We start from the raw sequence: 25,942 nt of genomic DNA, 5'->3' as shown, positions 1-25,942 counted from the left end.
AGGGTCTTTTGAACGCTTTGAGTAAATGGAGAGTAAATCCTTCGACCCCTGTTCCCTCCTCTAAATATGTATATTGCTAGTATACAAGCCTGTAAAGAATATATCTACGTCTATTATGTAATATTGTGTACTTTTTTGTTTAATTTTGTATTATTGGAATATCTTATGGAGATGTTTCATCATCCGTTTGGCTTTGCATTTCACTTGAGTCAGATATTAGAAATGAAGCGGTCCTGGACCGTATAATGGAGGTACTACAATCAGGGAGTGTTCTATATGAATTCAAATCACCTTGGTCATCAGCCAGAAGCTCACCCTTCCCTCTTATTGATTCCGGCCGGCAGAAAACATCCAAATATCCGCTCTATTGGCCGTAAAGAAGAACGGGCGGTATTAACACGTCTTCAGCAAATACTCTCGATAGAACTCGATCGCCTTTCTATACGTGATCAGCAGTTATTACGCGACTTTGTCGATCTCCCTTCTTTTCAGCTGCCTGTTCCAGTCTGCAAGCAGCAGAGTCTATGTCCCTCCCTTTTAAAGCCTGAGATGTTTCTTTGGAAAAAACACGCACCTACACGCGGCCTTCCGCTAAATGAAGAATTTTTTTATAAAACACCTTATCAATCGCTTTCCACCCGGGAGCTTACCGTGCATCTGCAGGAGGTTATACGGGACTATGTGTTTTGCGCCTGGGTTCAAAGGCTTAATCAGAACACATGGATTGAACGGATTCAACAAGCCTACAGGGAGCACCCATTCATTGTTCTTGCCCGGTCTAAACAAAACGTTGTCAGGGCGGTTGAAAAGATGAACCGGTCTTCTTTGCTTGGTCTGCTTAATTACCCTGAAGATCTCTCTTACTGGCGGCATCGCGTTGAAATAGTGATGCGTCCGTATCGGAGCATTCCTCCAGACTGGCAATATGAGATCTGCGAACATGAAAAAGACTTAAGTCTCGACTATTCCACAGAGTCGATTCATGTCACTTGCAAGGAATGCTCTTACGGTGTCACATATTGGCCTTTAACAGCTCAGCTTCAGCTGCCCCATGAAGTAAAAATGGAGCAGGCAGTCAAGAGGATCGCCACCATTGAAAGACAGTTCGATCAAATGGCTTTGCAAAGCTTGAGGGTCATAACTTCTTTAAACAAACTGCGCAGCTTAAAAAAACAGCTCTCTTCCTATGAGCCGCTTTTAGAAAAATTGATTTCGCTAAAAGAAAAGCTCGGTGAATCCAAAAAAGATCATCCAGCGTTAAGCTGCTACGAAGAACTGAAAAAGATGGATTTGCCAGAGGAAAACATTACCCCTGATCTCATCAGTCTGGCAAAGGTAAGCGTTCCTGATGCTGCTGTCTTAAAACATGCGGAAAAATGGCAGTCCATTGACAACGGTTCCTTAGAGAGTGAGCTTGCCGAACTTTATAATGAGTTGCTCATGAGAGAACAATCTATGCAGCCTCAGCCGCATGATGTTTTATTTCAGATAAAAGATTACTGTCTCACTCGTGCAGAATTTGAAAAAATCAAAGCCTGCCTTGAAGAAACTGAACTGACGCTGTCTTTTCATCTTCTCGTTCAAACACTGTTAGGAGAAGCAACGAACAAAGTACGCCGACTCGGGCTTCATGAAACAGAAATTTTCGGTATGCTGTCGCAATGGCCTCGAAAATATATTACAGAGGCAGTAAAGGCTCAAAGTATATAACAAATGCATGTATATCAAAAATGGGCTGAAATACTTTGACATCTTTCGAAAAATACTGTAAATTACAGTATGTACGAACAATTTTAAATTAAAATATAAATAATATTCGCTTTTAGGAGTGTTAACTATGGATAATGTATTTGATTATGAAGATATTCAATTAATTCCCGCAAAATGCGTGGTTGAAAGCCGTTCAGAGTGTGATACGTCCATTACATTCGGCAAGCATACATTCAAGCTGCCTGTTGTGCCTGCAAATATGCAAACAATTATTGATAAAGAAATCGCCATCTATCTCGCTGAAAACCAGTATTTTTATATTATGCACCGCTTTGAGCCCGAAACCAGAACAGCATTTATCAAGAGTATGAAAGCTAAAGGTCTCATCTCTTCGATCAGTGTAGGCGTTAAAAAAGAGGAATATGGCTTCATTGAGCAGCTCGCTCAGGAAAATCTTATACCAGATTATATTACGATTGATATTGCGCATGGCCATTCGAATGCCGTTATTAATATGATTCGTCATATCAAAGCACATTTGCCTGAAAGCTTCGTGATTGCAGGAAATGTCGGCACCCCTGAAGCAGTCCGCGAACTGGAGCATGCCGGCGCCGACGCAACGAAGGTAGGGATTGGACCAGGCAAAGTCTGCATTACGAAAATCAAAACCGGTTTTGGTACAGGAGGCTGGCAGCTTGCAGCACTTCGCTGGTGTGCGAAAGCTGCAAGCAAGCCCATTATCGCAGATGGCGGGATCCGTACGCACGGAGACATCGCCAAATCTGTCCGCTTCGGTGCCTCCATGGTCATGATCGGCTCACTTTTTGCAGGACATGAGGAATCGCCAGGTGTTACCACAGAGCAGGACGGCAAGCTCTTCAAAGAATACTTTGGATCCGCCTCTGAGTTTCAAAAAGGCGAAAAGAAAAACGTAGAAGGCAAAAAAATGTTCGTCGAGCATAAAGGCGCCCTTCAGGATACTTTGACAGAAATGGAACAGGACCTCCAATCTTCCATCTCCTATGCAGGCGGAGACAAACTTGAGGCGATCCGCACCGTTGATTATGTAATTGTGAAAAATTCGATCTTTAATGGGGATAAAGTGTATTAAGAATACTGCAATTCTTAAGCTGTCCAGGCTAATCATGCTGCGGACAGCTTTTTATATACCTCAGCACGTGTCCATCAATCGAGAGAAAACCATATTTGAAGCTTGCGTCTTTCGGAAATAATACTGCCTTATTGTGATTCCTTGTTTAATACATACCCTCTCGGTACACGTAATTCCATTAAATGAATATCTTCGCCCACATCATGTCCAACCTGCTCTTCCAACTCAACATACATGATAACAGGCTCTTGGATGGTCTCATCAATTCGGACATACACAGGTTCCATAAGTGCAAGATATCCACCGTGTTTCTCCTCAAATTCAATGCAAATAGGCTGATAGCCGTTTTCTACTATAGGTATTTCCCGATCATATTCACTAAATAAAGAGAGTATTTTTCCTTCCACACTCTCCTGTCTTAGCAAGTATTCTTTTAGAATCGTCCCTTTCCATACCTCCACTTCTTTGCGGTATCTCTTCCTTTCCCGCAGGAGGATGCTAATTAGATACGCAAAACCAGCCAGTAAAATAGTTGTTGTAACTATGCCTGTGACAATTCCTTCTTGAAAACCAAATGCAATACCGTATAGCAGTGATAAGCCGTATAATGTCGTTGAAAATTTAAGGACTTGTCCTACTGGCTTAATCCTTTCTCCTTCTTTTTTTACCTCTTCAATTGTTGTCATTTCTTTCCTCCTTAGACGAACCTATTTTTATCGAAAAAATAATAAGCTGCCTGCTCCAAAATGGAGAGTCAGGCAGCCTAATAAATCAAACTGTTTGAGAAGCTACTTGTCACCGATTAAACAGAGCTTTGAGCGATCTCACCCTCAAGTCTGAGTGAACGGGCGGTTGCATGCTGGATTTCACGAATCAGTTCAGGACGTTCAAGCAATGATTCCCCATATGATGGAATCATTTCTTTAATTTTAGGCTCCCACTCTTTCATTTGATCCGGGAAGCACCGTTTCAGTACCTCGAGCATGACCGTTACCGAAGTTGATGCACCAGGTGAAGCCCCAAGTAAGGCAGCAATTGAGCCGTCTGCTGAAGAGATGACCTCTGTTCCGAATTGCAGCGTACCTTTTCCTGTATCGGTATCCTTTATGACCTGTACACGCTGACCTGCTGTAACCAGCTCCCAGTCTTCGCTCTTCGCATTGGGAACAAACTCGCGTAACGCTTCCATGCGCTGTTCCTTGGAAAGCATGACTTCATTGATCAGATACTTGGTCAAAGACATATTTTTCACGCCGGCGGCTGCCATTGTAAACAGGTTATTCGGTTTAACGGACGTAACTAAATCCATGTTCGATCCTGTTTTCAGAAATTTAGGCGAAAATCCGGCATATGGGCCAAAAAATAAGGATGCCTTATTGTCTATGAAGCGTGTGTCAAGATGCGGAACCGACATAGGCGGGGCGCCAACCGGTGCTTTGCCGTAAACTTTCGCGTGGTGCTGTTCCACGATTTCCGGTTTTGTGCATACAAGAAACAGTCCGCTCACCGGGAAGCCGCCAATTGACTTTCCTTCCGGGATGCCTGATTTTTGAAGCAGATGCAGACTTCCTCCACCCGCTCCAATAAAGACGAATTTGGCTTTATGATATTCAAGCCGCTCATTCTCAAGATCCTGAATCTTTAATTCCCACGACCCATCCTCAGTACGTTTCATTTCATCCACCTGGTGCTGATAATGGATATCGACATCTTCGTTTTCCAGATGAGTGAACAGCTTTCGCGTTAACGCACCGAAGTTCACATCTGTTCCGGAGTCGATTTTAGTTGCGGCTATCGGCTCACTCACCGTGCGGCCTTCCATAATCAAAGGAATCCATTCCTTCAGCTTTTGGGGATCATCAGAAAATTCCATGCCTTCAAATAAAGGATTAACTGAAAGCGCTTTATATCGATTGTTTAAAAAAGTGACATTCTTTTCCCCTTGAACCAGGCTCATATGTGGCAGTGAGCGGATAAATTCGTGAGGATTTCGCAGTCGTTCACTTTCAACAAGATAGGACCAGAACTGCTTTGAAACCTGGTAATCTTCATTTACTTTTATCGCTTTGCTAATATCAATCGAGCCATCCGGCAGTTCATTTGTATAGTTTAATTCACATAAAGACGAATGACCTGTCCCTGCATTATTCCATTCGTTTGAGCTTTCTTCCCCAGCGCCTCCCAGGCGTTCAAACACCTTAATCTTCCAATCCGGTGCGATCTCTTTCAGCAGGGATGCGAGCGTTGCGCTCATAATGCCAGCGCCAATTAAAATAACGTCTGTCTGATTCTGTTTGTTACTCATATTAACCGTCCTTCGCGTATAAGATAGTAAAAAATGCGTTTCAGCTTTTGCCGCGCTATCTTCCTGTATAATCAAAATATTCTATACACTAGTGTATCACTATGATTAATTTATTTCCAAATTTAATTTGTGGTAACAAACAATGTCCAGATACTGCAGAAAATTTTTTCTATGTGAAGGTGAAATAGATCACCATTCTCTTTTTAACAAGGAGAAAGCATAATGGTCGTAATACTTCCCTCTAAATAAATGTTTATCTCTGTAAATCCCTTCTTGCTTAAATCCAAGGTTTTTTAAGAGTTTTATAGAGTTTACATTTTCCAGCGCTATGAATGCGTTAATCCGATTGAGACCCATATTGGAAAATCCGCTCTCAATTGCACTGACTAATGCTTCTTTCATGTATCCCCTTCCCCAATATTCATGCCATAAATCATACCCAATCTCCGCTATATTGTTCGTTTTATCCCAGCTGTCATAGCCGCATGTACCAATTGGACGGCTGGAGTCTTTAGCGACCAACACCCACCTGTTCCAGCCTTTTTCTTCAGGTTCAGCGTTCCATTCCACAAAATCCACCGCATCATTTCTATTCACAAACATTTCCTCATCATAGAGAAATTCACACACTTTTTCGCTGCTGAACAGTTGAAAAATAAAATCAATATCTTCTTTCCCTACATTTCTCAAGTTCAGTCGCTCTGTTTCCAAATTGGGAAAACTTCTACCACTCAACATTAAACAACCCTTCCACTTTTACTTCTTTCAAACCTGATCTCTATACATATATTAACATAGCTGTCAGAGAGAGTTATCCTGCCGAAAGATACTATGAATTCTATTATTATGGAATTTTAGTCATTATACTCAACGTTTTACCGACGGGTGTTATCTAATATAGATAGCAAGCAGCTTTAGGTAGTCATTATGACAACAGCTGTACAAATGATAAATAAGGGGGCAAGCTTAAGTCTTTTTCTATTACATAAAAAAAGCTGCCCCTTTTTGAAAGGACAGCACTTTGTGATCATTATCAGGAGTTCTTTTCCATAAAAAACATTGAGATCGCACCCAGCCCAACATGGGTACCAACTGAAACGCCCATTTGCATGATGTGAATATCGCCTGTAAAATCCGTTTCTTCCTGTACTTTTGTTTTAAGCGTTTCGGCTACTGTTTTATCAGAGGTGTAGCCAATGATTATGAACTCTGTTAAATCTTTGTCGTTCCTTCTGATAAATTCCTGAACATAATGCTTTAACACTCTTTTTCTTCCTCGTTCTTTTGAAATGATGGCTATTTTTCCCTCTTTCATGGTCATAACAGGTTTAAGCATAAGAAATTTCCCTATAACAGCGCTTGCATTTGAGATGCGGCCGCTTTTGATTAAATGGTTTAAATCATCAACCGAAAGAAAATGCTTTACTCTGGTTTTATGGCTTTCAACAAACGATACGATTTCATCGAAGGTGGCTCCTCTTTCTCTCATCAAAGCACTTTTGATCAGCAGCCACCCGCTTCCATGACTCATACACTTTGAATCTACGATGTGAACTCTGACAGGTGAATCCGGTGCTTCTTCAAAATAATAATCTTTTCCAAGCACAGCAGACTGATAAGAGCCGCTCGTTCCGCTCGACATACTGATGCACAAAACCTCTGTATGTCCTTCTGCAGCAGCTTCTTTTATGATCTCTGCAAATTGAGTTGGACTTGGGGTTCCCGTCGTCGGAAATTCAGAAAGATGCTCAAGCCTCTCATAAAATTCATCCGGTTTGATTTCAACTCGATCTTTATAGATTTTATTCTCAATATTTATAGTCAATGATGCCAGACTTATATTGTATTGCTCAAGCACTTCAGTAGATAGATCACATGTGGAATCTGCCATTAATTTTATCATTTTACCCTCCAGGTTGGTTCCGTGTAGCATAAGTATAATGGACTCAGTAACCATAAAGATCATAATAATCGCACTTTTCAATGAAGTCTTTTCCTGCCAGTTCAGTATGTTTCACGTGAAACATTGTAAAAAGAGCACTACAGCGATACTGCAGTGCTCTTCCCATTACTATTCTTATTTTAATTGATTGATAAATGGTCCGTAGTCGCGCGGAGTATGCTGAACAGACAACCATTTAAGGGTTGTGAATTCTTCCAGTACCCATTCTCCATTAAAGCGACCCAGTCCGGAATCTTTTTCCCCGCCAAACGGCATATGGGCCTCATCATTGACCGATTGATCATTTACATGAATCATTCCAGTATGAATTTTGTGGGCAAAGGATGTACCGCGTTCAATATTGGATGAATGAACGGATCCACTCAAACCAAAGGAATAATCATTCACCATTTCAACCGCTTCTTCTTCACTGTCAAATGGGATCAGTACGGCCACGGGACCGAAAATTTCATTTTCAGCGATCGGCATTTTGTTTGTTACACCGGTTAAAACAGTCGGCTCGAGAACATTTCCATCAGCTTGTCCGCCAAGCTGTATTTTTGCTCCCTGCTCCACACTTGCTTTCACATCTTTCAAAATACGGTCCACCTGGTCTTTGTTAATTAAAGGTCCTACATTCGTAGTTTTTTCAGCAGGATCACCGTACTTAAGGTTTTTAGCAAGCTCTATAAACCGTTCAGCGAATTTGTCATAGATATCTTTATGAACAAAAATCCGATTCAGCGACATACAAATTTGACCCTGATGATAGAACTTGCCGAAGAGAGCAGATTCAACAGCCTGTTCAATATCTGCGTCCTCAAGGACTACAAGGGCATTATTGCCGCCCAATTCCAGTGCTGTTTTCTTCAGGCTCCGGCCTGCAAGTTCTCCAATATGTCTGCCTACTTCTGTAGAGCCAGTGAAAGAAATTAAGCGCGGTGCAGGATGCGTAACAATTTCATCTCCAATTTCAGATCCTCTTCCCACCACTACATTCAGCAGTCCTTTTGGAAGACCCGCCGCTTCAAAGATACTTGCGAAAATTAAACCGCCTGTTACTGGTGTATCAGTGGCCGGCTTTAACACGACTCCGTTGCCTGTTGCAAGTGCCGGGGCAATCGAGCGAATCGCCAGGTGGAACGGGAAATTCCACGGAGAGATAATCCCGATTACGCCAAGCGGATTCCGGTAAACACGATTTTCTTTACCAGGTGTTTGGGAGGGCATAATTTTCCCTTCCATATGATAAGGATAGCCCGCAGCTTCTTTAACAATATTAATGGAAGCCTGAAATTCAACATTTGCTTTCATGAGGGTGCTGCCGGCCTCTTTCACAAGCCAGTCGATAATCAGCTCCTTATTTTCTTCCATAACCGCAACGACTTTTTCTAATACCGCACGTTTGTTTTGCGGAAGCTCTGCCGCCCATTTTTCCTGTGCTCGGGTAGCCGCCTCATACGCTTCGTTTAAATCTTCCTTCGTGGCTGATTGAATCGTGACAAGTTCCTCTTCATTAAAAGGGTTCTTATTTGTCATTGATTTATCGCTGCTGCCTTTTCTCCATTCTCCATCTATATACATTCTTGAAAAATCTGTTTTTAACATGTATAAAACGCTCCTTTTTTGTGGAATACAACTCTCGCAGAATCAGCATACCGTGCGAATTTTAACGGGTGTGCATGATTGTCCTCTTTGACTAAATTACCCTCTCTAAACTACCTCAAACGTTTAGGGGAACATTAGAAACTTTCCTGTGATGGATCGATTTTACACACGTATACGCTAAGACAGTTGTTTGATATAATTTACAGAATATTAATTCATTTCAAAGGAGATGCCCTCGCCTATGAGAAAATTTGCTTTACTCTCAGTGATTACGATTGGGGGGTTTTTGTTTTACTTTACGTTTCAGGCTGCTGCTGCGGTTTTTTATACAGACTGGGATCTTCCTGCTAAGTCCACGCAATCAGGAGAAATGCCAAGGGTCGTTCTCATCATGAATGAAATGGATCATCCATTTTGGATAGATGTAGCGGAAGGAGCGCGCTCAAAGGCTCAAGAAGCTGGGATTGACCTCGACATTAACGGGATTTATGGGACAAATACGGATGATTTCCTCAGGAAAATAGAAGTCGCTATTTACTCAAAGGTCGATGGAATTATCGTGCAGGGGCTGGATGATGAAAAATTCAAGGAACTTGCGAAGCTTAAGGCAGCCTCCTATGGCATTCCCGTCATTACTGCAGCGCATGATGTTCCAAAAGAAGAAAGCCTGAGAAAGACATACGTGGGCTCCAATCAATTCTCAGCCGGACAGCAGCTTGCAAAGCAATTGATTGAAGATATGGGAACAGAGGGTGAAGTTGTTTTGATGATTGACATTGAGCAGGAATATTTCCAGCGTCAGCGTTTTGATGGCATAGAGAATTATTTAACTGCCCAATCTGACATCCAGATTATTGAAGCAAAGCTGGGCTCAGAGAACGCTGGGGGCATCTCATCCATTGGTGATCTGCTGAATTATTATCCGGATGCACAGGCCTATATTGCGGTGAACGCTGCGTATACACAGGATTTAGTGAACGAAATTGAAACAAGAAGAAAAGTAGAGCCCTACTACCTTTATACATTTGATGAGGAACGGGAAGCATATGCGCTGCTTGAAAACGGAAAAATTGATGGCATTATCGAACAATCTCCTCACGACATTGGCAGCATCAGCGTTGAACGAATGAAGGAATGGCTGGATCAAAAGGACGTTCCTTTAGCAATCGACGGGTACTACACAGCGACTAAAATTCTGAAGGGCCCGAAAAATCGATGAAGCATTTACAGAAGAAAATCTGGCTGCTGGCTATCGTCGTATTGATCATTATGGTCGTAATCTGGATGTCTCTCACCTACTACAATCAGAAAATGCAGGATCAGTATAATCAGATTCTCGAACGATACCTTGTCATCAATGAGCTGCATATGGAAAGTCAGGAGCTGGTCTCAGCGTTAAATGCGTACATCCTCGAACCCCGTGCCCCAAATGAGCGAACCATTGAGCGCCATAGAAACAGAATGAGAGAATTGTCCGGGGAGGTTACACAGTATGAAAACACTAAGAACGAATCGGAATTAGCCAATTACATGAATCTGACAGTAAGTTTAGTCGAAATGACAGAGCGTGCTGTGAATTTTCAGGTTTCAGGTGAAACGGAACCGGCCAAAGCAGCCCTGAATGAAGCGGTTCATATTTCAGACTATGTGTCCGAAATGAGACTTTCTGTTATTGATAAAGAGATGAATACGTATGACATCGTGTACAGAGAAATGATCGACCGGTCGGAAAAACTGACAGAGCTTGGCATGTGGCTTCTCGTTTCGATCATTTTACTCCTGCTGTTTTTCACGTATTGGTTTTCGCTTAGAATTACGCAGCCGCTCGAAAAACTGACGCAGTCTGCCAGACAATTATCCAAGGGCCGTTTTGATGTAAAAATAGAAGCAGATTCAAAAGACGAAACGGCTATTTTAGCCGCAACGTTTGAACAGATGCGACTTAATCTGAATACGTTATTTACCGAAACGAAACAAAAGGCTAAATTAGAGACTGAGCTGCAAAAAAGTAAGTATCTATTAAAAGAAAGTCAGCTTCTTAGTCTGCAGAGTCAAATAAATCCTCATTTCCTGTTTAACACGCTAAATACATTATCCAAAAAAGCGTATATGGACGGGTCAGCGGAAACAAGTGATCTGCTGGTCAGTATAGCGGATTTGCTGCGCTACAATTTAAAGCATATGGATAAACCAACCATCCTGCGGGAAGAAGTCTATGTACTTCAGCAATATATTCAAATCCAAAAAGCACGCTATACAGACCGTCTGAGATTTATTAGTGAAATAGATGAAGCATGCCTGAGCCTGTCCATTCCAGGTTTAACACTGCAGCCAATTGTTGAAAACGCTATCATCCATGCGGTTGAACCGAGTGAGAATGGGGGCACCATCTGGTTTAGAATAAAAAATGATTCCGACAAGGTCATGATTGAAGTGGAAGATGATGGTCCCGGCATAACCAGCCAGAAAATCAAAGAGATTTTGGAGGGCAAACATGTAGACAGTGAAAAAAGCACGGGAATCGGCTTTAAAAATGTTGTTCAGCGATTAAGGCTGTTTAACGGCAGTGAACATGTGGTTCAGGTCCACAGCACGTTAGGACAGGGCACGAAGGTCACACTGTATCTTTTAAAAGCGGATGTTGCCCTGGCTGAATAAACAAAATTCTCTTGCGCAGATGTTGAATCCATACGCATCTAAAATGTCAGTAGAATAGGAGAAAAATGTATGGTCAATGTACTCATCGTAGACGATGAACAAACAGAGCGTGAAGGGCTTGAGCTTATTTTAACAAGACACTTTGACAATCTGGTCATCCGTCAGGCACGCAATGGAAGAATAGCGATTGAAATGACAGCAAAGCAGAAGCCTGATCTTGTGTTTATGGATATTCAGATGCCGGGAATTTCCGGCCTTGAAGCAATTAAACAGCTTCACAGCATCCACTCTTCTGCAAAGTTCATTCTGGTTACCGCTTTCGCTACCTTTGAATATGCCCAGCAGGCACTTTCGCTTGGTGTACAAGCTTATATTGTAAAACCAAGTAAAATAGCGGAAATCGTGAAAACCGTAGAAGGCGTACTCCACCAGATTAAGATGGAACAGCAATACACCGAAGAAAACAGGAAAGATCAAGCCACACTGGAGAAAGCCATGGCAGTATTTGAAACCGATGTGGTGACGCAGCTGTTATTTGATCATGTACATGAAGTTCATTTAAATCAGCTGGTAGATTTACTGGATATCCCGATGACAGACGAAACATTTGTGATGAGTCTGCTGCTTCCTCCTGACGCAGCAGAATGGTATCCGGCAGTAAAAGAAGTTGTGAGGGAAACAGGCAGCGGCTGGACGGGTGCTTCAAACGGACGCCAGGTCCCCATTATTGTGTTCCGAAATGGGAACTATTCATTTCGGCATCAGGCAATTACGCTCGCGAACAAAATTCTCAGGCTAAGAGATGCCAGCAAAGCAGATTGGTTTATTGGAATCGGAAATGTGTATGAACAGACCGGGAAAATAAAGCAGTCGTATCAGGAATCTCTCCTTGCGACCAGAAATTTTCAGCAGCCGGTTCACTATCAGTTTTATGCAGACCTGCCAGCTCTCACACTGGATCTGTCCTCCCCTTCCTACAAGACTTATGAACAAACGTTTTACGAGCACCTTCGTCATCTGCAATGGGACAAATTGATTGCAGAGATAAAAACGATAACGGAAGGGCTTGAAAGAGAAAATAAGCCCTCCATTCAGGCGCAAAAACAGCTGGCTGAACTTCTTTGGCTGATTTCCTCTATCCTTTCAGATATGGGAATTCCGGTTGAACTGCCCGTCTATCCCTCCCAGACCGCAAGCTATAAACAGCTTCGAGAAGAAACGGCGTATCTGCTTGAACGTATGAAATATGCACAGGAGGATCACAGTCAACAGGCGGACGGGGATAGTATTGACCAAATCAAACACTATATTATCGACCATGCCCATGAAGATTTATCACTTGAGATTATTTCCAAGGAAGCCGGTCTAAGTCCAATCTATGTCAGCAAGCTGTTTAAAGAAAAACTCGGCATCAACTATATCAGTTTTTTAACGGAATGCCGGCTTGAAAAAGCGAAAAAGCTAATGAGAGATCCAGAGAAAAGCATGAAAGAAATATCCATTGAAATTGGCTATCATGATCCGAATTATTTCAGCAAGGTTTTTAAAAAAGCGTTTCACCTATCCCCTACCGACTACCGGAAGAAAACGTTTAGTTTATAACGACACGAACGAAGGGAACGCAAAGAAATGAAAAAATTATGGCCTCTTTTCATCTTAATCATGGTCTATTTGCTGACCGCCTGTCTCCCTGCGGAGAAAATCCCCACTAACGTACCTGTACCGCCTGATACGGTTGAGCACCATCCTTCTGAAGCAATTAAAATAGGATTCTCCATGGATACACTCGAGGAGGACCGCTGGGCAAAAGACCGGGAGCTTTTTAAAGAAGCAGCTGAACGAGCTGGAGCCGAGGTAACCATCACAGTTGCAGACGGAGACGATGTAAAACAGGTCTGGCAGACGGAAAAAATGATCAGCGAGGGGATCGATGTTTTAGTAGTGGTGCCGCATAATGCTGAATCTATGGCCGCGATTGTGGAAAGAGCGCATGATGCCGGCATTAAGGTTCTTTCCTATGATCGTCTTGTGCGAAATGCGGAAGTAGATTTATATGTTTCGTATGATAACGAACAAGTGGGTGTCCTGCAGGCGGAAGCCATTACAAAGCTGGTTCCAAAAGGGAGATATGTCTATCTTGGCGGAGCAGAAACAGATTACAATGCCCACCTTATGAAACAGGGGGTATTTCAAGTGCTAAAGCCTTTGATTAACAGCGGAGAAATCACCGTTGTCTTTAATCAGTGGACAAAGGACTGGCTGCCGGAGCATGCAAAGGAAAACATGGAAATTGCGCTTGAAGTGAATGATCAAAAAATTGATGCCGTCATTGCAGGCAACGATGCTACAGCAGGTGCAGCGATTGAAGCATTAAACGAGTATGGATTAGCCGGCAAGATTCCAGTGGCAGGCCAGGATGCAGATCTATCGGGCGTCAGACGAATTGTTGAAGGCACGCAAAGCCTGACCATGTATAAAAGCATTGATGCGCTCTCGCAAAAAGCAGTTGAATTGGCCATTATGCTCGCAGAGGGAGAAAAAATAGCACAAGACCGAACCATTAATAATGGAAAAATAAATGTTCCTTCCATCCTTCTTCCCCCTGTCCCGGTGGACGAGAAGAATATTCATGAAACGGTCATTGCAGATGGCTTTCACCTTGAAGAAGAAATCTACTCCCCTTAAATCGGTTCATATAAGCCTATCCAGTTCGCGGATGGGCTTTTTACATGCACTGCCCTCCTTATTCCCTCACCTAATAAAAATTAGAATATTAAAAAAATACAGAACAAAGCTAAATTACTCCCCTAAGAAAGCGTTTTCAATATTACGTTCGATGCTATATTTACCATGTAGTAGTTAATTCCATATTTGAAAGGGGATCTTACAACAATGGGGAAACGATCGAAAGCATTGGGGTTATTGACAGCGGCTGTTTTAACAGTGGGTATGGCAGGCTGCGGCAGCGAGGGAGGATCCGGCGGCGGCAGTGAATTGGACGTAGGAATCGTGCTTCCAACAAAAGACGAACCAAGATGGGTTCAGGATGAAACAAGATTTCAGGATGCATTGGCCGATTCTGATTATACGACTGAAATTTTATTCAGCCAGGGATCGTCTGCAAAGGAAAAAGAAAATGTTGAAACCTTAATCAGTAAAGGCATGGACGTTTTAATTATTGCACCGCATGATGGAGCAGCTGCAGGGTCTGCAGTGGAAGCAGCAAAGGATGAAGGCATAACGGTTATTTCCTATGACCGATTAATCACGGATACAGATTCTGTTGACTATTACGTTACCTTCGACAGTGTAGCAGTTGGAGAAGCACAGGGGCAATATCTGGTGGATAACGCAGAGGGCTCCGGCATCCCGCTTTATCTATACGCAGGAGCAGCCTCTGATAATAACGCCTTCTTATTCTTTGAAGGAGCATGGAACGTTCTTCAGCCTAAAATTGCAGACGGAACATTTGTCATTGCCAATTCAAGTGAAGCGGAAGCACTTAAAGATAAATCAGAACTGAGCCGTGAAGAGCTTGGAAGCATTCTTGGACAGGTTACGACCAACTGGGATCCAAGTGAAGCTAAAAACAAGGCAGAGACTCATTTAACTTCTGCAGGCGCTGACATGAAAGGGAATGTTTCCATTCTTGCACCAAATGACGGAACAGCCCGTTCGATTGCGGATGTGTTTGCAACAGACGGAGCCATCACAGATTACACGATTACAGGACAGGATGCTGAAAAAGCTTCTATTCAGTACATTATCGACAGCAAGCAGTCCATGACCGTCTTTAAAGACGTCCGGACACTCGTTGAAGACGCGATGGGAATGGCAGTTGATGTTCTCGACGGCAACACGCCGGAAACAACCGCAACGTATGACAATGGCAGCATGGAAGTAAATGCGAAACAAACTGACGTCATTGTAGTGGATCAGGAAAATGTACAATCCGAACTGGTTGATTCGGGCTATTACGAAGCCAGCGAATTTGAAGGATTGGAATAACAGGTAAAGATAGAGTAATCACGCCGTTCACACTTGACGTGATTGCTCTGTATTCATTGAAAATTCATGTTCTAAGGAGGCAGAAGGATGAGCGGTACGATACTGGAGATGAAAAAAATCTCAAAGGAGTTCACTGGTGTAAAAGCGCTCTCTAATGTCAATTTCAAAGTGGAAAAAGGAGAAATCCATTGTCTTGTCGGAGAGAATGGTGCCGGAAAATCCACCTTAATGAAGGTCCTGAGCGGTGTTTACCCTTACGGAGAATACGCCGGAGATATTTTATACCTGAATGAAGTTCAGCAGTTTCATACAATCAGTGACAGTGTGGAGGCTGGCATTGCCATTATTTATCAGGAATTGGCTCTCTTTCCCGACCTCTCCATCTATGAAAATATTTTTGCCGGAAACGAGCTGCATCGAAAAGGCATCGTGAATTGGAACGAAGCGATCATGAAGTCTAAGGAGCTGCTGAATAAAGTAAATCTCCACATCAACCCGGAAACCTTAATCAAAGAAATAAGTGTTGGAAAGCAGCAGCTGGTTGAAATTGCGAAGGCATTGAGTAAAAAAGTAAAGCTTCTCATTCTCGATGAACCGACGGCCGCTTTAAATGATAAGGACAGTGAGAACCTTTTACAGCTGTTAAGGGAGCTGAAAAAGCAAGGAATCACATCCATAATGATTTCCCACAAACTAAATGAGGTAATCGCGATTGCAGATAAAGCGACCGTTCTGCGCGATGGGGAAACCATTTGCACACTCGACGCATCAAAGGGAGAAATCACCGAGGCTGCGATTATCAAAAATATGGTGGGCCGTGATATTGAAGACATTTACCCTAAGCGCAATGTTCCAGCTACAGGTGAAAAATTGCTTGAGCTGCTCGACTGGACCGCTCATGATCCGCGGACCGGCCGAAATGTTGCTGAGAATATAAATCTTCATGTGAATTACGGAGAAATCGTCGGGGTTGCAGGTCTTATGGGGGCAGGCAGAACGGAGCTTGCTCTAAGCATCTTTGGCAATTCAAGAAAATATAAAACAAGCGGAACCATCCGGATGGATGGGAAACCCGTAAAGCTCAGTCATACAAGTGATGCCATTAAATCCGGCATTGCGTACGTCACCGAGGATCGAAAAGGAGACGGCCTGTTTTTACTGCAGGACATTAAAAGCAATATTTCAATTTCTAATCTCAGTCAATTATCTTCGTACGGCGTAGTCAATGAAAATGAAGAAATCAAAACGGCTGAGGAATACAGAAAATCACTTGGTGTCAAAACGCCGTCCATTCAGCAGAAGGTTGGAAATCTGAGCGGCGGAAATCAGCAAAAAGTATCGATTGGCAAATGGCTCTTTGTCGGCCCTAAGCTGCTCATTCTCGATGAACCGACCAGGGGAATTGACGTCGGGGCAAAGCTTGAAATTTATACTGTGATGAATAAGCTAATCGAAAGCGGCATGAGCATTATTATGCTGTCTTCTGAGCTTGGTGAAGTCCTCGGCATGAGTGACCGTGTGTATGTAATGGCGAAAGGCCAAATAAAAGGGGAGCTTTCTTCTTCAGAAGCCAGCCAGGAAAAAATAATGGAATTTGCTACACAATAGGAGTGATCGACATGAACATATTGAAAGAGGCGAAAGCGCTATTAAAACATAATATACGGGATTACGGAATGTACATCGCGTTACTGGTCATCATGCTTATTTTCACCGTAATGACAAATGGTCTTTTTATGTCTTCCCGAAACATCAGCAACTTAATTGATTCTGCCGGTTATATCGCCGTGCTTGCTGTAGGGGTTATGCTCGTCATTGTCATTCGTCATATTGACTTATCCATAGGCTTTTTAGCGGGTTTTCTTGGCGCCATCGCGGCTATTTTATTAGTACAGGTTGGTCTGCCCGTTTATCTGGTTATTCCCATCATTCTATTGCTTGGGATGGCTGCAGGATCGATTACCGGATTTCTTGTCGCGAAAGTCGGGATTCCAGCGTTTGTGGCGACACTCGCCGGATGGCTGATATATAGAGGAGCTCTTTTACAGGCTACTGAAAAATCGGGCACAATCAACGTGGATAATGAAGCCTTCAACGCGATCGGCAATGGGTATATTCCTTCCCTTGCCCAAATCGGCGGCCTTCATCTTCTCTCTTTGCTGCTCGGCACTGCAGCAATTATTTACTATATTTATAGTGCAATGAAAAATCGAAAAAACAAAATGCGGTACAATTTTGAAGTTGTATCTGCTCCACTTTTTATCATCCAGCTCGTTCTCGTTTCTTTTTTAATGGGGTATGTCACATGGATTCTTGCCGGCTACAACGGCTTTTCGTGGACGATGATTATTATTCTGCTGGTGCTGATTGTGTATCATTTTATAACGACTAAAACCGTCCTCGGGCGTCATATTTACGCAGTCGGCAGCAATCCGGAAGCGGCGCATCTTTCTGGGATCAATGTAAGTAAAATCACGTTTATTGTCTTCGGTTCAATGGGGATGCTGTCCGCTTTATCCGGAATCTTATTCACATCCCGCCTGCAGTCTGCTACCACTACGGCCGGTACTCTTTTTGAACTGGATGCAATCGCAGCTGCGTTTGTAGGCGGCGTTTCTGCTGCAGGCGGCGTCGGTAAAGTAACCGGTGCTGTCATCGGAGCAGTCGTGATGGCTACACTGGTAAATGGAATGAACCTTCTCGGCGTCGGGATCGCCTCTCAATACATGATCCGCGGCGGCGTTCTTGCACTGGCAGTTATCTTTGATGTCATGACAAGAAGACAGAGAGCGTAGGGATTACATTAGCATATTAAGGCTTGAGGCTGGGACCTAAATTGTCTCAGCCTTCTGTATAGGGTTCAGTCAATTTTTAGAAAATGAATCTCTTTAGTCTTAAATGATTTCTATTGAAAGGACTCTGTCATTTTCATCTCTCATTCTACTTAGATTCATCAACCCTATCTCTATTTGTTCACAATTTTCTTCTTTATATCCAACACATAAAAAGAGACGAAATTCACAAATAGCACCTTGATTTACACACTTTTAATGTCAGCGTGTAAATTAAGGTGCTATCCAGGTTTACATTTCAATACTGAAATTCTTTAATGCAGTACTCTCAACTCAGCGGACAGTTCCCGCAATAGGGCTGCTCCTGCCCTTCTTTTAATTGATAGAGACGGCAGCAGGTTTCTCTGACTGGAATGGTCTGCCAATCCTCAGGCCTCTGCAGATATTTTGTAAATGGATTTTCTTTGCATCCCGACCACTCAGCATCCACTTCCGTCATTTCATCGAAAAGGTCTTGCAGCTGAGAATGGGGATAGTGAGTTGATTTTTTACGAAAAACAGACTGCAGACGAACGGCGATATTTTCCCATAAAATTTTTTGCGGGATTCTGCATGTTTTTGAAAACTGCTCCACCATTGGGGTGAGATGATGGGCGAATACAGTAGTTTTCCAGTCTCCCACGAGTTCCGGATGTTGATCATCCACCAGCAGAGCAAAACGATCAAAATCAAATTCCGCATGATGAAGCCAGTTATCTTTTTGCTTTTGAAGTCCGTAGTATTCAAGAGCAGCGGCCGCTGTTAAAACGGCGTACCGCTTGATAATCAGCGATGCTGCCGTTGATTCTAGCCTGATGTCACTCACACTGGCGTAGCGGCTGACAATTTGGGCAATCGTTTCGGGTTCTGTCAGCTGTTCTGCGGGCACACCCTCTCTGCCGTCCTTTTTTTCGATTCCGTAGTTGTGTAAAACGTCCATGCTAGGTCTCCTTTACATTCTGTCCTTTATTGATTTCGGTAGCGAAATAATAAATAGAGGAAAAATGGTGCACCGATCGCAGCTGTGAATACTCCCGCAGGAATATCAAGCGGCAGGAACAGGGTTCGGGCAACAAGATCGGCTATGATAACAAGGAATGCACCAACCAGAGCCGTGACGACAGCCAATCCGGGAAACGACCGATGAACCATGCGCCTGGCAATATGCGGCGCCATCAGCCCCACAAATTCAATTCCGCCAGCAAAAGCAGCCGCTGTGCCTGCAAGCATGACACTGCACATCAAAAAGATAAATTGCTGAAGCTGCACGCGAATTCCGACGCTTACAGAGAAATCTTCCCCTATCTCCGTGACATTCAGTCCTCTCCCAAACACAATTAGAAATGGAATGGGAATAAGAAGCCACCAGATCATAGAGGTGACATCACTCCAGGACGCCCCGTAAATGCTTCCCGTGAGCCAGATATAGGATTTTGTTGTCGTAGCGGTTTCACTCATGACAAGCATGAAGGTGACACATGCCTTCATAATGGCAGAAAGCCCCACACCAATCAGCACCAGCCGGATGGGTGTTACCCCTTTATTCCATGAAATAAGATAGATTAACAGAGCAGCGAGCAGTCCTCCCAAAATGGCTGCAAGCGGCAAATACTGCATGCTGATCACACCGGCGCCAAACGAAATAAAGGTGACAGCACCAAGAGAGGCTCCGCTTGTGATCCCGATAATATCCGGTGAAGCAAGAGGGTTTCTAACAAGACTTTGTAAAATCAGACCTGCTACACCAAGAGCCGCCCCTACCAGCAAGGCGAGCAGCGCCCTCGGAAGACGCAGAGTTTCCACAACAAATGTGTGCTGATCGATTTGTCCTGTCAGCTGCTTAAACACTTCAGATAGAGGAATCCAGTTGCTGCCTGCTGAGAGACTCAAAAGGAATACCCCTCCTACTACTGCTAACCAGCCTGCCACGGTGAGCAGCCAGCGCATCGACACCTGAATGGAAATACGGTCATTAAAAAGACGCAAGGTCCAGTACTTCATTTTTTCGCCACCCCTTTCTTAGCCAGGTAAATAAAGAAAGGTCCGCCAATCAGCGCCGTCATTACTCCAATCGGCACTTCCTGCGGGGCAATAATGATGCGCGCCACGATATCGGCTGACAATAAAATCGCTGCACCTAGTAACCCACTGTATGGAAGAATCCATCGATAATCATTTCCCACAAGACTTTTTGCCATATGCGGAACGATGAGTCCGATAAATCCAACAGAACCCACTACAGCGACTGAACCGCCCGCCAATACAATAACCAGAAGCCCCAGAATGAGCTTGGTTACACCCACCTTTTGTCCAAGCCCTTTTGCCACATCGTCGCCTGATGAAAAAACGCCCATTGGCCGCGCCATAAAAAAGCTCACCACAAGCGCACTCAGCAAAAATGGCATGACAGACATGAGCATGTCCATATCACGTCCTGCAACGGAGCCTGCAATCCAAAAAAGGACCGTTTGAATAGACTGTTCATCCAGCACAAGCATTCCTTGCGTAAAGGAAACAAACAGAGCGGTTAATGCAACCCCTGCGAGAATGACTTTGATCGGGGTCAGACCGTCGCGTCCAAGACTCCCGAGAAAAAATACCGTTCCCCCAGCAATAGCCGCTCCGAGAAAGGCAAACCACATATAGCCTGAAAGCGAGGACACTTCAAGCCAGGTAATCGCAAAAACAATAAAGAAAATCGCTCCGGCATTTATCCCTAAAAGATCAGGTGCTGCAAGAGGATTTCTTGTTAACGCCTGCACAAATACACCCGCCAAGGCAAGATTTATGCCAATAACAAGTGAAATGACTGCTCGCGATAAACGCGAGGTGCCAATGATTAAATGATTGGTATTATCAGGATCATACTGGGTCAGCGCCTCCCATGTTTCCGAAAGAGGAATGGCGGTCTGTCCTACTGCAAGACTTGTTAAAAACAGCAGGGCAACAGCCAGGAACAGCCCGATTAATCCGATCCATTTAACTAGTGGTGAATGCAACATAGTAACGCCTCTTCTTTCATGAGAAAAAGGGGACGCATGATGCCTCCCCTTCAACCATTTTTATTGCTCAACCTCGAAATACTCGTAAATATCATCCAGCATCTCGTTTGCAGCCTGTAAGCCGCCAGCCATATTCCATGAAACCTCATCAACGGTATACACATTGTCGTTTTGCACCGCTTCAAGGTTTTGATAAAGCGGGTGAGCTGTCCATTCTTCAAAATTCTTCTGTACATCAGGCGTCTCCTCCATGAATTGGAAGAAAACATCTGCGTTCATTTGCGGAATCGCTTCTTTATCATTTAACATAACGATTTCTTCATTTTGTCCCTGAAGCTCGATCGGCTCTTCAAATCCAAGCTCCTGCAAAATGGACCCAGCAAATCCAGTTACGTAGATACGGGCATGATCCGGACGGTAGTTTAATACCGCAGCACTCATCGGCCAATTTTCATCTGAACCAATCTTCTCTTGAAAATCAGCAATTCGGCCGTCCCACTCGTCTAAAAGATTCTCCGCCTTTTCTTCTTCTCCAAGCGCCTGTCCAATTAAATTCGTTGTTTCTTTAAAGTCATAGATCGTTTCATTAACAATCGTTGGGGCGATTTCTGACAGCTGCTCATAAATCTCTTCATGACGGATCTGAGAAGCAAAAATCACATCCGGCTCCAACGCAGCAATTTCTTCCAGGTTAGGCTGTGTTTCCTGCCCTACATATGTAACGTCCTGCAAATCATCTTTTATGTAATCATACATCGGCAGTTCCACCCATGATTCAACGACTCCAACCGGCGTAACATCGAATGCAAGCACCGTATCCGTTGCTCCCTGATAAAGTGACACCACACGCTCCGGCTTTTCTTCAATCGTTGTGGTACCCATTGCATGAGAAACTTCAATTGCTCCACTTTCTTCTGCCGCATTGCCGCTATCTGATTCTGCTGCATCCGATCCTTCATCCTCACTGCCTCCACAGGCTGCAAGAAAAAGCACTGAAAGCATACATGCAGCAAGTAAAAATAATAATTTTTTGCTCATTGTTCTACTCTCCTTTAAGTGATAATGATTTTCATTCGCAATATGATTGTATGCCAATTGCAAAGGTTAATCAACCACTAATTGAGAATTAATTTCAATTAATTATTATTTTTCATTTCATTATTTTTCCCTTTAGATGAAAGAAATCTCTTAGCGCTCTCCTAAATAAACCAGCCATATTGATGCTTCAATTAAGAAAAATTCGCTCCAAACCACAGAAAAAATACAACGACAGCTATATTCAATAGGGTAATGATAAGCGCTATAATCGAAATTAAGCGTTTCTCTTTATTGCTAATAAAGTTGATAACTGCTAACACAATGGAAAGCAGCAGCCCTATAAACACACAGTTTATCATGAACGTTGCTGCTCTTTCTGAAAAAGCAACAGCTACCGGATCAATGGATACCATCAATATCGACACGAGTACACTTACCGTAAGAAAAGTATAACTTCTCCAAGAGTAAGACTTAGCCATTCATTTTCCTCCTTTCGATTAATTACGTTTCACAACACCATCATCTACTACATTATCATATTTTCCATTTTATAGAAAATAATTCTCCTGTTACCTCGAGCATTATTTCACTAGTACCCTCGTCTCAGCTTCTCGGAAAGGTTCGATTTTCTGACAAGGTTTGTCTATCTCCTGTCGTGACAAGGTTCCATGAGTATGTCATAATGATAGTGTTTTAAAATGCAACACGTTAGGAGTAGAAGCGTATGAAAGCAATGTTAATTGCCCCTTACAGCGGAATGGCAGAAGTTATGAAGCAGCTCGCTCTCCCTTCAGATGTGACCCTTGATATACGAGTGGCAAATCTGGATGAAGGGGAGGAATTTGCGCGCCAGGCGGAGCTGGAGGATTATGATGTTTTAATCAGCCGCGGAGGAACCGCTTTAACAATTGAAAAAGCGGCATCATTGCCTGTCATCCATATTGATATAACAGGATACGATATGCTCCGAGTATTTACACTCATTAAAAATATGAATAAAAAAGTGGCACTTGTCGGTTTTTCTTCTATCACTCAAGGAGCTGCCACACTTTGCAATATTCTTGAATACGATGTGGAAGTAAAAACCGTCCATACCCGGGAAGAAGTAAAGCCTTTGCTCGAAGAATTAAAAGCTCAGGGCTTTCAGGCGGTGATTGGCGACGTCATCACGGTTCAGACCGCTGAATCCACCGGGATCCACGGAGTACTCATCACTTCCGGAAAAGAGGCTTTGCTGCAGGCGGTTGAAGAAGCGAGACGGGCATTTTCGCTTTCAAAAAAAGTGAAGCACAACTTCTCTCTTCTGCACGAAACCTTTTTACATTTCCCTCATCCTATGGCGATTGTAGATGAAGAATTGTCCATCAGGGAAAAGAATGAAAAATTCGACCAAATGGCTCAACAGGATTCAATCACTTTTTCCTCAATAAAACGTGCTATAAAAGACAGTATAGGGAGCCAAACGGCCAAATGGATTCCATTTACGGCAAACGATCGCTCCTACATGCTTCAGATTTTTTGTGTAAACCGGTATATGGCAGGGCTGATGTTTTATCCAACCAGCGGTCTGGAAAAGCGAAGTGACGTATCGATTCACTTTGATGTAAAGCCTATGGCACTCATTGGAGACAGCTTGTACACCCATTCATTACGAAATCAATTGAAAAAGCTCTCCTCCCAGCACAAGCCTGTTCATATTATCGGAGCCCCAGGAACCGGCAGATCGGCAGCTGCATCGTTCCTGCATATTGAACGCTTTAAGGAAGCACCGTTTCTATCCCTGGATGGTGCACAAATGGATCAAAGCAGCTTGGAAACACTCACAAAAATCCTGCTCCCGATTCAAAAAGGGACTCTTCTTGTTCACAGGCTGCAGGCTGCAGACCCGGAGTTGATAAAACAAGTGAACGGTTTGATCGAACGTTTGCCAGCAGATATTCAGATTCTGTTCATTGATGAAGCTCCCTACCTTGAATCTGGAGAAGCTGAAGCGCTTCACCTGCTTCCTTTAGTGGAGAGAAGAGCAGATATTCCGGCATTTGCCCACTACTTTTTAACGTCCTTTCACATGGAAAACGGAAGTGAAACGCTTGGCATAAAATCCAAAGCGATGGATCTTCTTCAGCAATATACATGGCCGGGCAACTTAAATGAACTAAAACAGACCATTCGCGCATTAAGCAGACAGGCCTCTGGTTTTTATATTGAACCGGAAGATGTAAAAAAACTGCTGGAAGCGAAACAATCACTGGCTTCCTCCGTTCCCTTAACACTTTCGGGAACATTAAAAGAGATTGAAAAACGCGTTATTGATCAAGTGCTAAATGAAGAAAACGGAAATCAGTCCAAGGCAGCCAAACGTCTTGGAATAAACCGTTCCACGCTATGGCGTAAATTAAATGATGAATGAGATGTTGGGGCATAACTGAAAAAACCTTTAAGCAATTAATGCATAATGTTTCATGAGTATGAGGTGAGCGGAACGTGGCGACACCAGCAGGATGTGACGGCAAGCGTCCACCTGAAGCGCAGCGAACCAGTAAAAGAGGCTGAGACACTTTTGTCCCAGCCTTTTTTGTTTTAAAATGCAACAATTTTATAAAATTTAAAAACAATATTATTATTGCTGTTGCAAAAAAGCGCTTACAGGTTTATATTAGTTATTGAAAGCGCTATATTTTTAATATTTGTTTAAAACATACACAAAGGGGATGGCAAAATGAAGATTAAAGCTACACTTGACCGCATTCCAGGTGGTATGATGGTAGTTCCGTTGTTGCTTGCTGCAACACTGAATACCATTGCACCGGACTTGCTTCGAATCGGGAATTTTACTCAGGCACTGTTCGTGGACGGAGCTGGCACATTAATCGCTCTATTCCTCCTATGTACAGGGGCTCAGATTAACTTTAAGAATGTAGGCGTCAGTCTTGGGAAAGGAGCCACGCTGTTATCCGTGAAATGGATTGTCGGTGCAGGCGTTGGTTTACTTGCTTACACTTTTGCTGGTGACAATGGGCTTTGGCTTGGACTTGCTCCAATTGCCATTATTGCAGCCATGACAAACAGCAACGGCGGCCTTTATGTAGCACTTGTCGGCCAGTACGGCGATAAAACAGACCGTGCAGCTTATTCACTTCTTGCGCTGAATGACGGACCTTTTCTAACAATGGTTGCCTTGAGCATCTTTGGAGCAATGGGCTTTGTGGACGGATTGTTCTCTGTAACATCGTTCGTTTCCGTCTTACTTCCAATTGTCATTGGGATGATCTTAGGAAACCTGGATGAGGATATGAGAGACTTTTTAAATAAAGGAAGCTCTATGCTGATTCCATTTTTCGCCTTTGCTCTCGGGATGGGAATCAACTTCACTGCGATCATTGAAGGCGGTCTTGCAGGTGTGGTCCTCGGATTGCTTACAGTCTTTGTAACCGGATCAGCTGCTTATCTTGTATTCAAAGCGATGAAATGGAACCCGATCGTTGGAGCAGCGGAAGGCTCAACAGCGGGGAATGCAGTCGCGACACCTGCTGCAATCGCTGCAGCAAGTGCAGGTTTTGCTGCTAATGCAGAGCTTGCGACTGTTCAGGTAGCGGCTTCTGTTGTGACAACAGCGATTCTACTGCCGCTGTACGTTGCCTTTTTAGTAAAGCGCCTGGAGAAAAAAGGAGTCAGACTGCCGGAAGATTTTTCAACGGAAGACAACTCCACGAAAGCATCTTAGAATTA

General features: G+C 43.4%; 21 protein-coding genes. 11 read left to right on the top strand and 10 right to left on the bottom strand.

Going from position 1 to position 25,942, the window contains the following annotated elements; translation table 11 throughout:
* Nucleotides 1-276: 276 nt before the first annotated feature.
* Nucleotides 277-1,710 (top strand): RQC-minor-2 family DNA-binding protein, encoded by a 1,434-nt coding sequence (locus tag P6709_RS12200; protein ID WP_278241203.1) that lies wholly within the window; start codon nucleotides 277-279, stop codon nucleotides 1,708-1,710.
* A gap of 127 nt (nucleotides 1,711-1,837) precedes the next feature.
* Nucleotides 1,838-2,821, top strand: a complete 984-nt coding sequence (gene guaC, locus P6709_RS12195; RefSeq protein WP_278241202.1) for a GMP reductase — start codon at nucleotides 1,838-1,840, stop codon at nucleotides 2,819-2,821.
* 128 nt (nucleotides 2,822-2,949) lie between these two features.
* Here guaC and P6709_RS12190 read toward each other — a convergent pair whose 3' ends face one another.
* From P6709_RS12190 to P6709_RS12170, 5 genes are all read right to left on the bottom strand, one after another.
* Complete coding sequence (locus tag P6709_RS12190) at nucleotides 2,950-3,507, bottom strand: hypothetical protein (RefSeq protein ID WP_278241201.1); 558 nt, start codon at nucleotides 3,505-3,507, stop codon at nucleotides 2,950-2,952.
* 116 nt (nucleotides 3,508-3,623) lie between these two features.
* Complete coding sequence (locus P6709_RS12185) at nucleotides 3,624-5,201, bottom strand: malate:quinone oxidoreductase (protein ID WP_278241200.1); 1,578 nt, start codon at nucleotides 5,199-5,201, stop codon at nucleotides 3,624-3,626.
* 114 nt (nucleotides 5,202-5,315) lie between these two features.
* The gene (locus tag P6709_RS12180; RefSeq protein ID WP_278241199.1) at nucleotides 5,316-5,837 is read right to left on the bottom strand and encodes a GNAT family N-acetyltransferase; all 522 of its coding nucleotides are present in this window, start codon (nucleotides 5,835-5,837) and stop codon (nucleotides 5,316-5,318) included.
* A 322-nt stretch (nucleotides 5,838-6,159) separates the two neighbouring features.
* Nucleotides 6,160-7,029: a DegV family protein gene (locus P6709_RS12175; protein WP_278241198.1), complete on the bottom strand. Its 870-nt coding sequence runs from the start codon at nucleotides 7,027-7,029 to the stop codon at nucleotides 6,160-6,162.
* A gap of 174 nt (nucleotides 7,030-7,203) precedes the next feature.
* Complete coding sequence (locus P6709_RS12170; protein WP_278241197.1) at nucleotides 7,204-8,676, bottom strand: aldehyde dehydrogenase family protein; 1,473 nt, start codon at nucleotides 8,674-8,676, stop codon at nucleotides 7,204-7,206.
* Nucleotides 8,677-8,917: 241 nt separating this feature from the next.
* Between P6709_RS12170 and P6709_RS12165 the strand changes: the two genes are divergently transcribed.
* From P6709_RS12165 to P6709_RS12135, 7 genes are all read left to right on the top strand, one after another.
* Nucleotides 8,918-9,895: a sugar ABC transporter substrate-binding protein gene (locus tag P6709_RS12165; RefSeq protein WP_278241196.1), complete on the top strand. Its 978-nt coding sequence runs from the start codon at nucleotides 8,918-8,920 to the stop codon at nucleotides 9,893-9,895.
* Nucleotides 9,892-11,334 (top strand): sensor histidine kinase, encoded by a 1,443-nt coding sequence (locus P6709_RS12160; protein ID WP_278241195.1) that lies wholly within the window; start codon nucleotides 9,892-9,894, stop codon nucleotides 11,332-11,334. Before P6709_RS12165 ends, P6709_RS12160 begins: the two co-directional genes overlap by 4 nt.
* Before the next feature lie 69 nt (nucleotides 11,335-11,403).
* Entirely contained in the window at nucleotides 11,404-12,936 is a 1,533-nt protein-coding gene (locus P6709_RS12155; protein ID WP_278241194.1) for a response regulator, read from the top strand.
* 27 nt (nucleotides 12,937-12,963) lie between these two features.
* The gene (locus tag P6709_RS12150) at nucleotides 12,964-14,019 is read left to right on the top strand and encodes a sugar ABC transporter substrate-binding protein (protein WP_278241193.1); all 1,056 of its coding nucleotides are present in this window, start codon (nucleotides 12,964-12,966) and stop codon (nucleotides 14,017-14,019) included.
* Nucleotides 14,020-14,226: 207 nt separating this feature from the next.
* Nucleotides 14,227-15,342: a sugar ABC transporter substrate-binding protein gene (locus tag P6709_RS12145; RefSeq protein ID WP_278241192.1), complete on the top strand. Its 1,116-nt coding sequence runs from the start codon at nucleotides 14,227-14,229 to the stop codon at nucleotides 15,340-15,342.
* Nucleotides 15,343-15,429: 87 nt separating this feature from the next.
* A complete protein-coding gene (locus tag P6709_RS12140) occupies nucleotides 15,430-16,950 on the top strand; it encodes a sugar ABC transporter ATP-binding protein (RefSeq protein ID WP_278241191.1) in 1,521 nt (506 codons plus the stop codon).
* 11 nt (nucleotides 16,951-16,961) lie between these two features.
* Nucleotides 16,962-18,137, top strand: coding sequence for a sugar ABC transporter permease (locus P6709_RS12135; protein WP_278241190.1), 1,176 nt, complete (start codon nucleotides 16,962-16,964; stop codon nucleotides 18,135-18,137).
* A 325-nt stretch (nucleotides 18,138-18,462) separates the two neighbouring features.
* On the opposite strand, the gene P6709_RS12130 is transcribed toward P6709_RS12135, so the two are convergent.
* The 5 genes from P6709_RS12130 to P6709_RS12110 all read right to left on the bottom strand — a co-directional run bounded on the left by P6709_RS12130 (nucleotide 18,463) and on the right by P6709_RS12110 (nucleotide 22,692).
* Nucleotides 18,463-19,113, bottom strand: coding sequence for an IucA/IucC family C-terminal-domain containing protein (locus tag P6709_RS12130; RefSeq protein ID WP_278241189.1), 651 nt, complete (start codon nucleotides 19,111-19,113; stop codon nucleotides 18,463-18,465).
* Between the two features lie 26 nt (nucleotides 19,114-19,139).
* Nucleotides 19,140-20,174 (bottom strand): FecCD family ABC transporter permease, encoded by a 1,035-nt coding sequence (locus tag P6709_RS12125; protein WP_442905322.1) that lies wholly within the window; start codon nucleotides 20,172-20,174, stop codon nucleotides 19,140-19,142.
* Entirely contained in the window at nucleotides 20,171-21,175 is a 1,005-nt protein-coding gene (locus P6709_RS12120; protein WP_278241188.1) for a FecCD family ABC transporter permease, read from the bottom strand. The genes P6709_RS12125 and P6709_RS12120 overlap by 4 nt, the downstream gene beginning before the upstream one ends.
* Nucleotides 21,176-21,235: 60 nt before the next feature.
* Nucleotides 21,236-22,213: an ABC transporter substrate-binding protein gene (locus P6709_RS12115; protein ID WP_278241187.1), complete on the bottom strand. Its 978-nt coding sequence runs from the start codon at nucleotides 22,211-22,213 to the stop codon at nucleotides 21,236-21,238.
* Between the two features lie 191 nt (nucleotides 22,214-22,404).
* Nucleotides 22,405-22,692, bottom strand: a complete 288-nt coding sequence (locus P6709_RS12110; protein ID WP_278241186.1) for a hypothetical protein — start codon at nucleotides 22,690-22,692, stop codon at nucleotides 22,405-22,407.
* 245 nt (nucleotides 22,693-22,937) lie between these two features.
* Between P6709_RS12110 and P6709_RS12105 the strand changes: the two genes are divergently transcribed.
* Both P6709_RS12105 and P6709_RS12100 read left to right on the top strand, forming a co-directional pair.
* Nucleotides 22,938-24,623, top strand: coding sequence for a sigma-54-dependent Fis family transcriptional regulator (locus tag P6709_RS12105; RefSeq protein ID WP_278241185.1), 1,686 nt, complete (start codon nucleotides 22,938-22,940; stop codon nucleotides 24,621-24,623).
* A gap of 309 nt (nucleotides 24,624-24,932) precedes the next feature.
* Nucleotides 24,933-25,937, top strand: coding sequence for a 2-keto-3-deoxygluconate permease (locus tag P6709_RS12100; protein WP_278241184.1), 1,005 nt, complete (start codon nucleotides 24,933-24,935; stop codon nucleotides 25,935-25,937).
* Nucleotides 25,938-25,942: the final 5 nt, after the last annotated feature.

It is taken from the genome of Jeotgalibacillus sp. ET6, from assembly GCF_029667115.1.
Lineage (GTDB): Bacteria > Bacillota > Bacilli > Bacillales > Jeotgalibacillaceae > Jeotgalibacillus.
This window is presented reverse-complemented; position numbering and strand designations above follow the sequence as displayed.

Coding starts and splice junctions, on each gene's coding strand:
- P6709_RS12140 (WP_278241191.1), top strand. CDS start 15,430: ATGAGCGGTACGATACTGGAGATGAAAAAAATCTCAAAGGAGTTCACT.
- P6709_RS12160 (WP_278241195.1), top strand. CDS start 9,892: ATGAAGCATTTACAGAAGAAAATCTGGCTGCTGGCTATCGTCGTATTG.
- P6709_RS12125 (WP_442905322.1), bottom strand. CDS start 20,174: ATGAAGTACTGGACCTTGCGTCTTTTTAATGACCGTATTTCCATTCAG.
- P6709_RS12145 (WP_278241192.1), top strand. CDS start 14,227: ATGGGGAAACGATCGAAAGCATTGGGGTTATTGACAGCGGCTGTTTTA.
- P6709_RS12170 (WP_278241197.1), bottom strand. CDS start 8,676: ATGTTAAAAACAGATTTTTCAAGAATGTATATAGATGGAGAATGGAGA.
- P6709_RS12105 (WP_278241185.1), top strand. CDS start 22,938: ATGAAAGCAATGTTAATTGCCCCTTACAGCGGAATGGCAGAAGTTATG.
- P6709_RS12120 (WP_278241188.1), bottom strand. CDS start 21,175: ATGTTGCATTCACCACTAGTTAAATGGATCGGATTAATCGGGCTGTTC.
- P6709_RS12130 (WP_278241189.1), bottom strand. CDS start 19,113: ATGGACGTTTTACACAACTACGGAATCGAAAAAAAGGACGGCAGAGAG.
- P6709_RS12135 (WP_278241190.1), top strand. CDS start 16,962: ATGAACATATTGAAAGAGGCGAAAGCGCTATTAAAACATAATATACGG.
- P6709_RS12200 (WP_278241203.1), top strand. CDS start 277: ATGAATTCAAATCACCTTGGTCATCAGCCAGAAGCTCACCCTTCCCTC.
- P6709_RS12190 (WP_278241201.1), bottom strand. CDS start 3,507: ATGACAACAATTGAAGAGGTAAAAAAAGAAGGAGAAAGGATTAAGCCA.
- P6709_RS12110 (WP_278241186.1), bottom strand. CDS start 22,692: ATGGCTAAGTCTTACTCTTGGAGAAGTTATACTTTTCTTACGGTAAGT.
- P6709_RS12165 (WP_278241196.1), top strand. CDS start 8,918: ATGAGAAAATTTGCTTTACTCTCAGTGATTACGATTGGGGGGTTTTTG.
- guaC (WP_278241202.1), top strand. CDS start 1,838: ATGGATAATGTATTTGATTATGAAGATATTCAATTAATTCCCGCAAAA.
- P6709_RS12175 (WP_278241198.1), bottom strand. CDS start 7,029: ATGATAAAATTAATGGCAGATTCCACATGTGATCTATCTACTGAAGTG.
- P6709_RS12155 (WP_278241194.1), top strand. CDS start 11,404: ATGGTCAATGTACTCATCGTAGACGATGAACAAACAGAGCGTGAAGGG.
- P6709_RS12115 (WP_278241187.1), bottom strand. CDS start 22,213: ATGAGCAAAAAATTATTATTTTTACTTGCTGCATGTATGCTTTCAGTG.
- P6709_RS12150 (WP_278241193.1), top strand. CDS start 12,964: ATGAAAAAATTATGGCCTCTTTTCATCTTAATCATGGTCTATTTGCTG.
- P6709_RS12100 (WP_278241184.1), top strand. CDS start 24,933: ATGAAGATTAAAGCTACACTTGACCGCATTCCAGGTGGTATGATGGTA.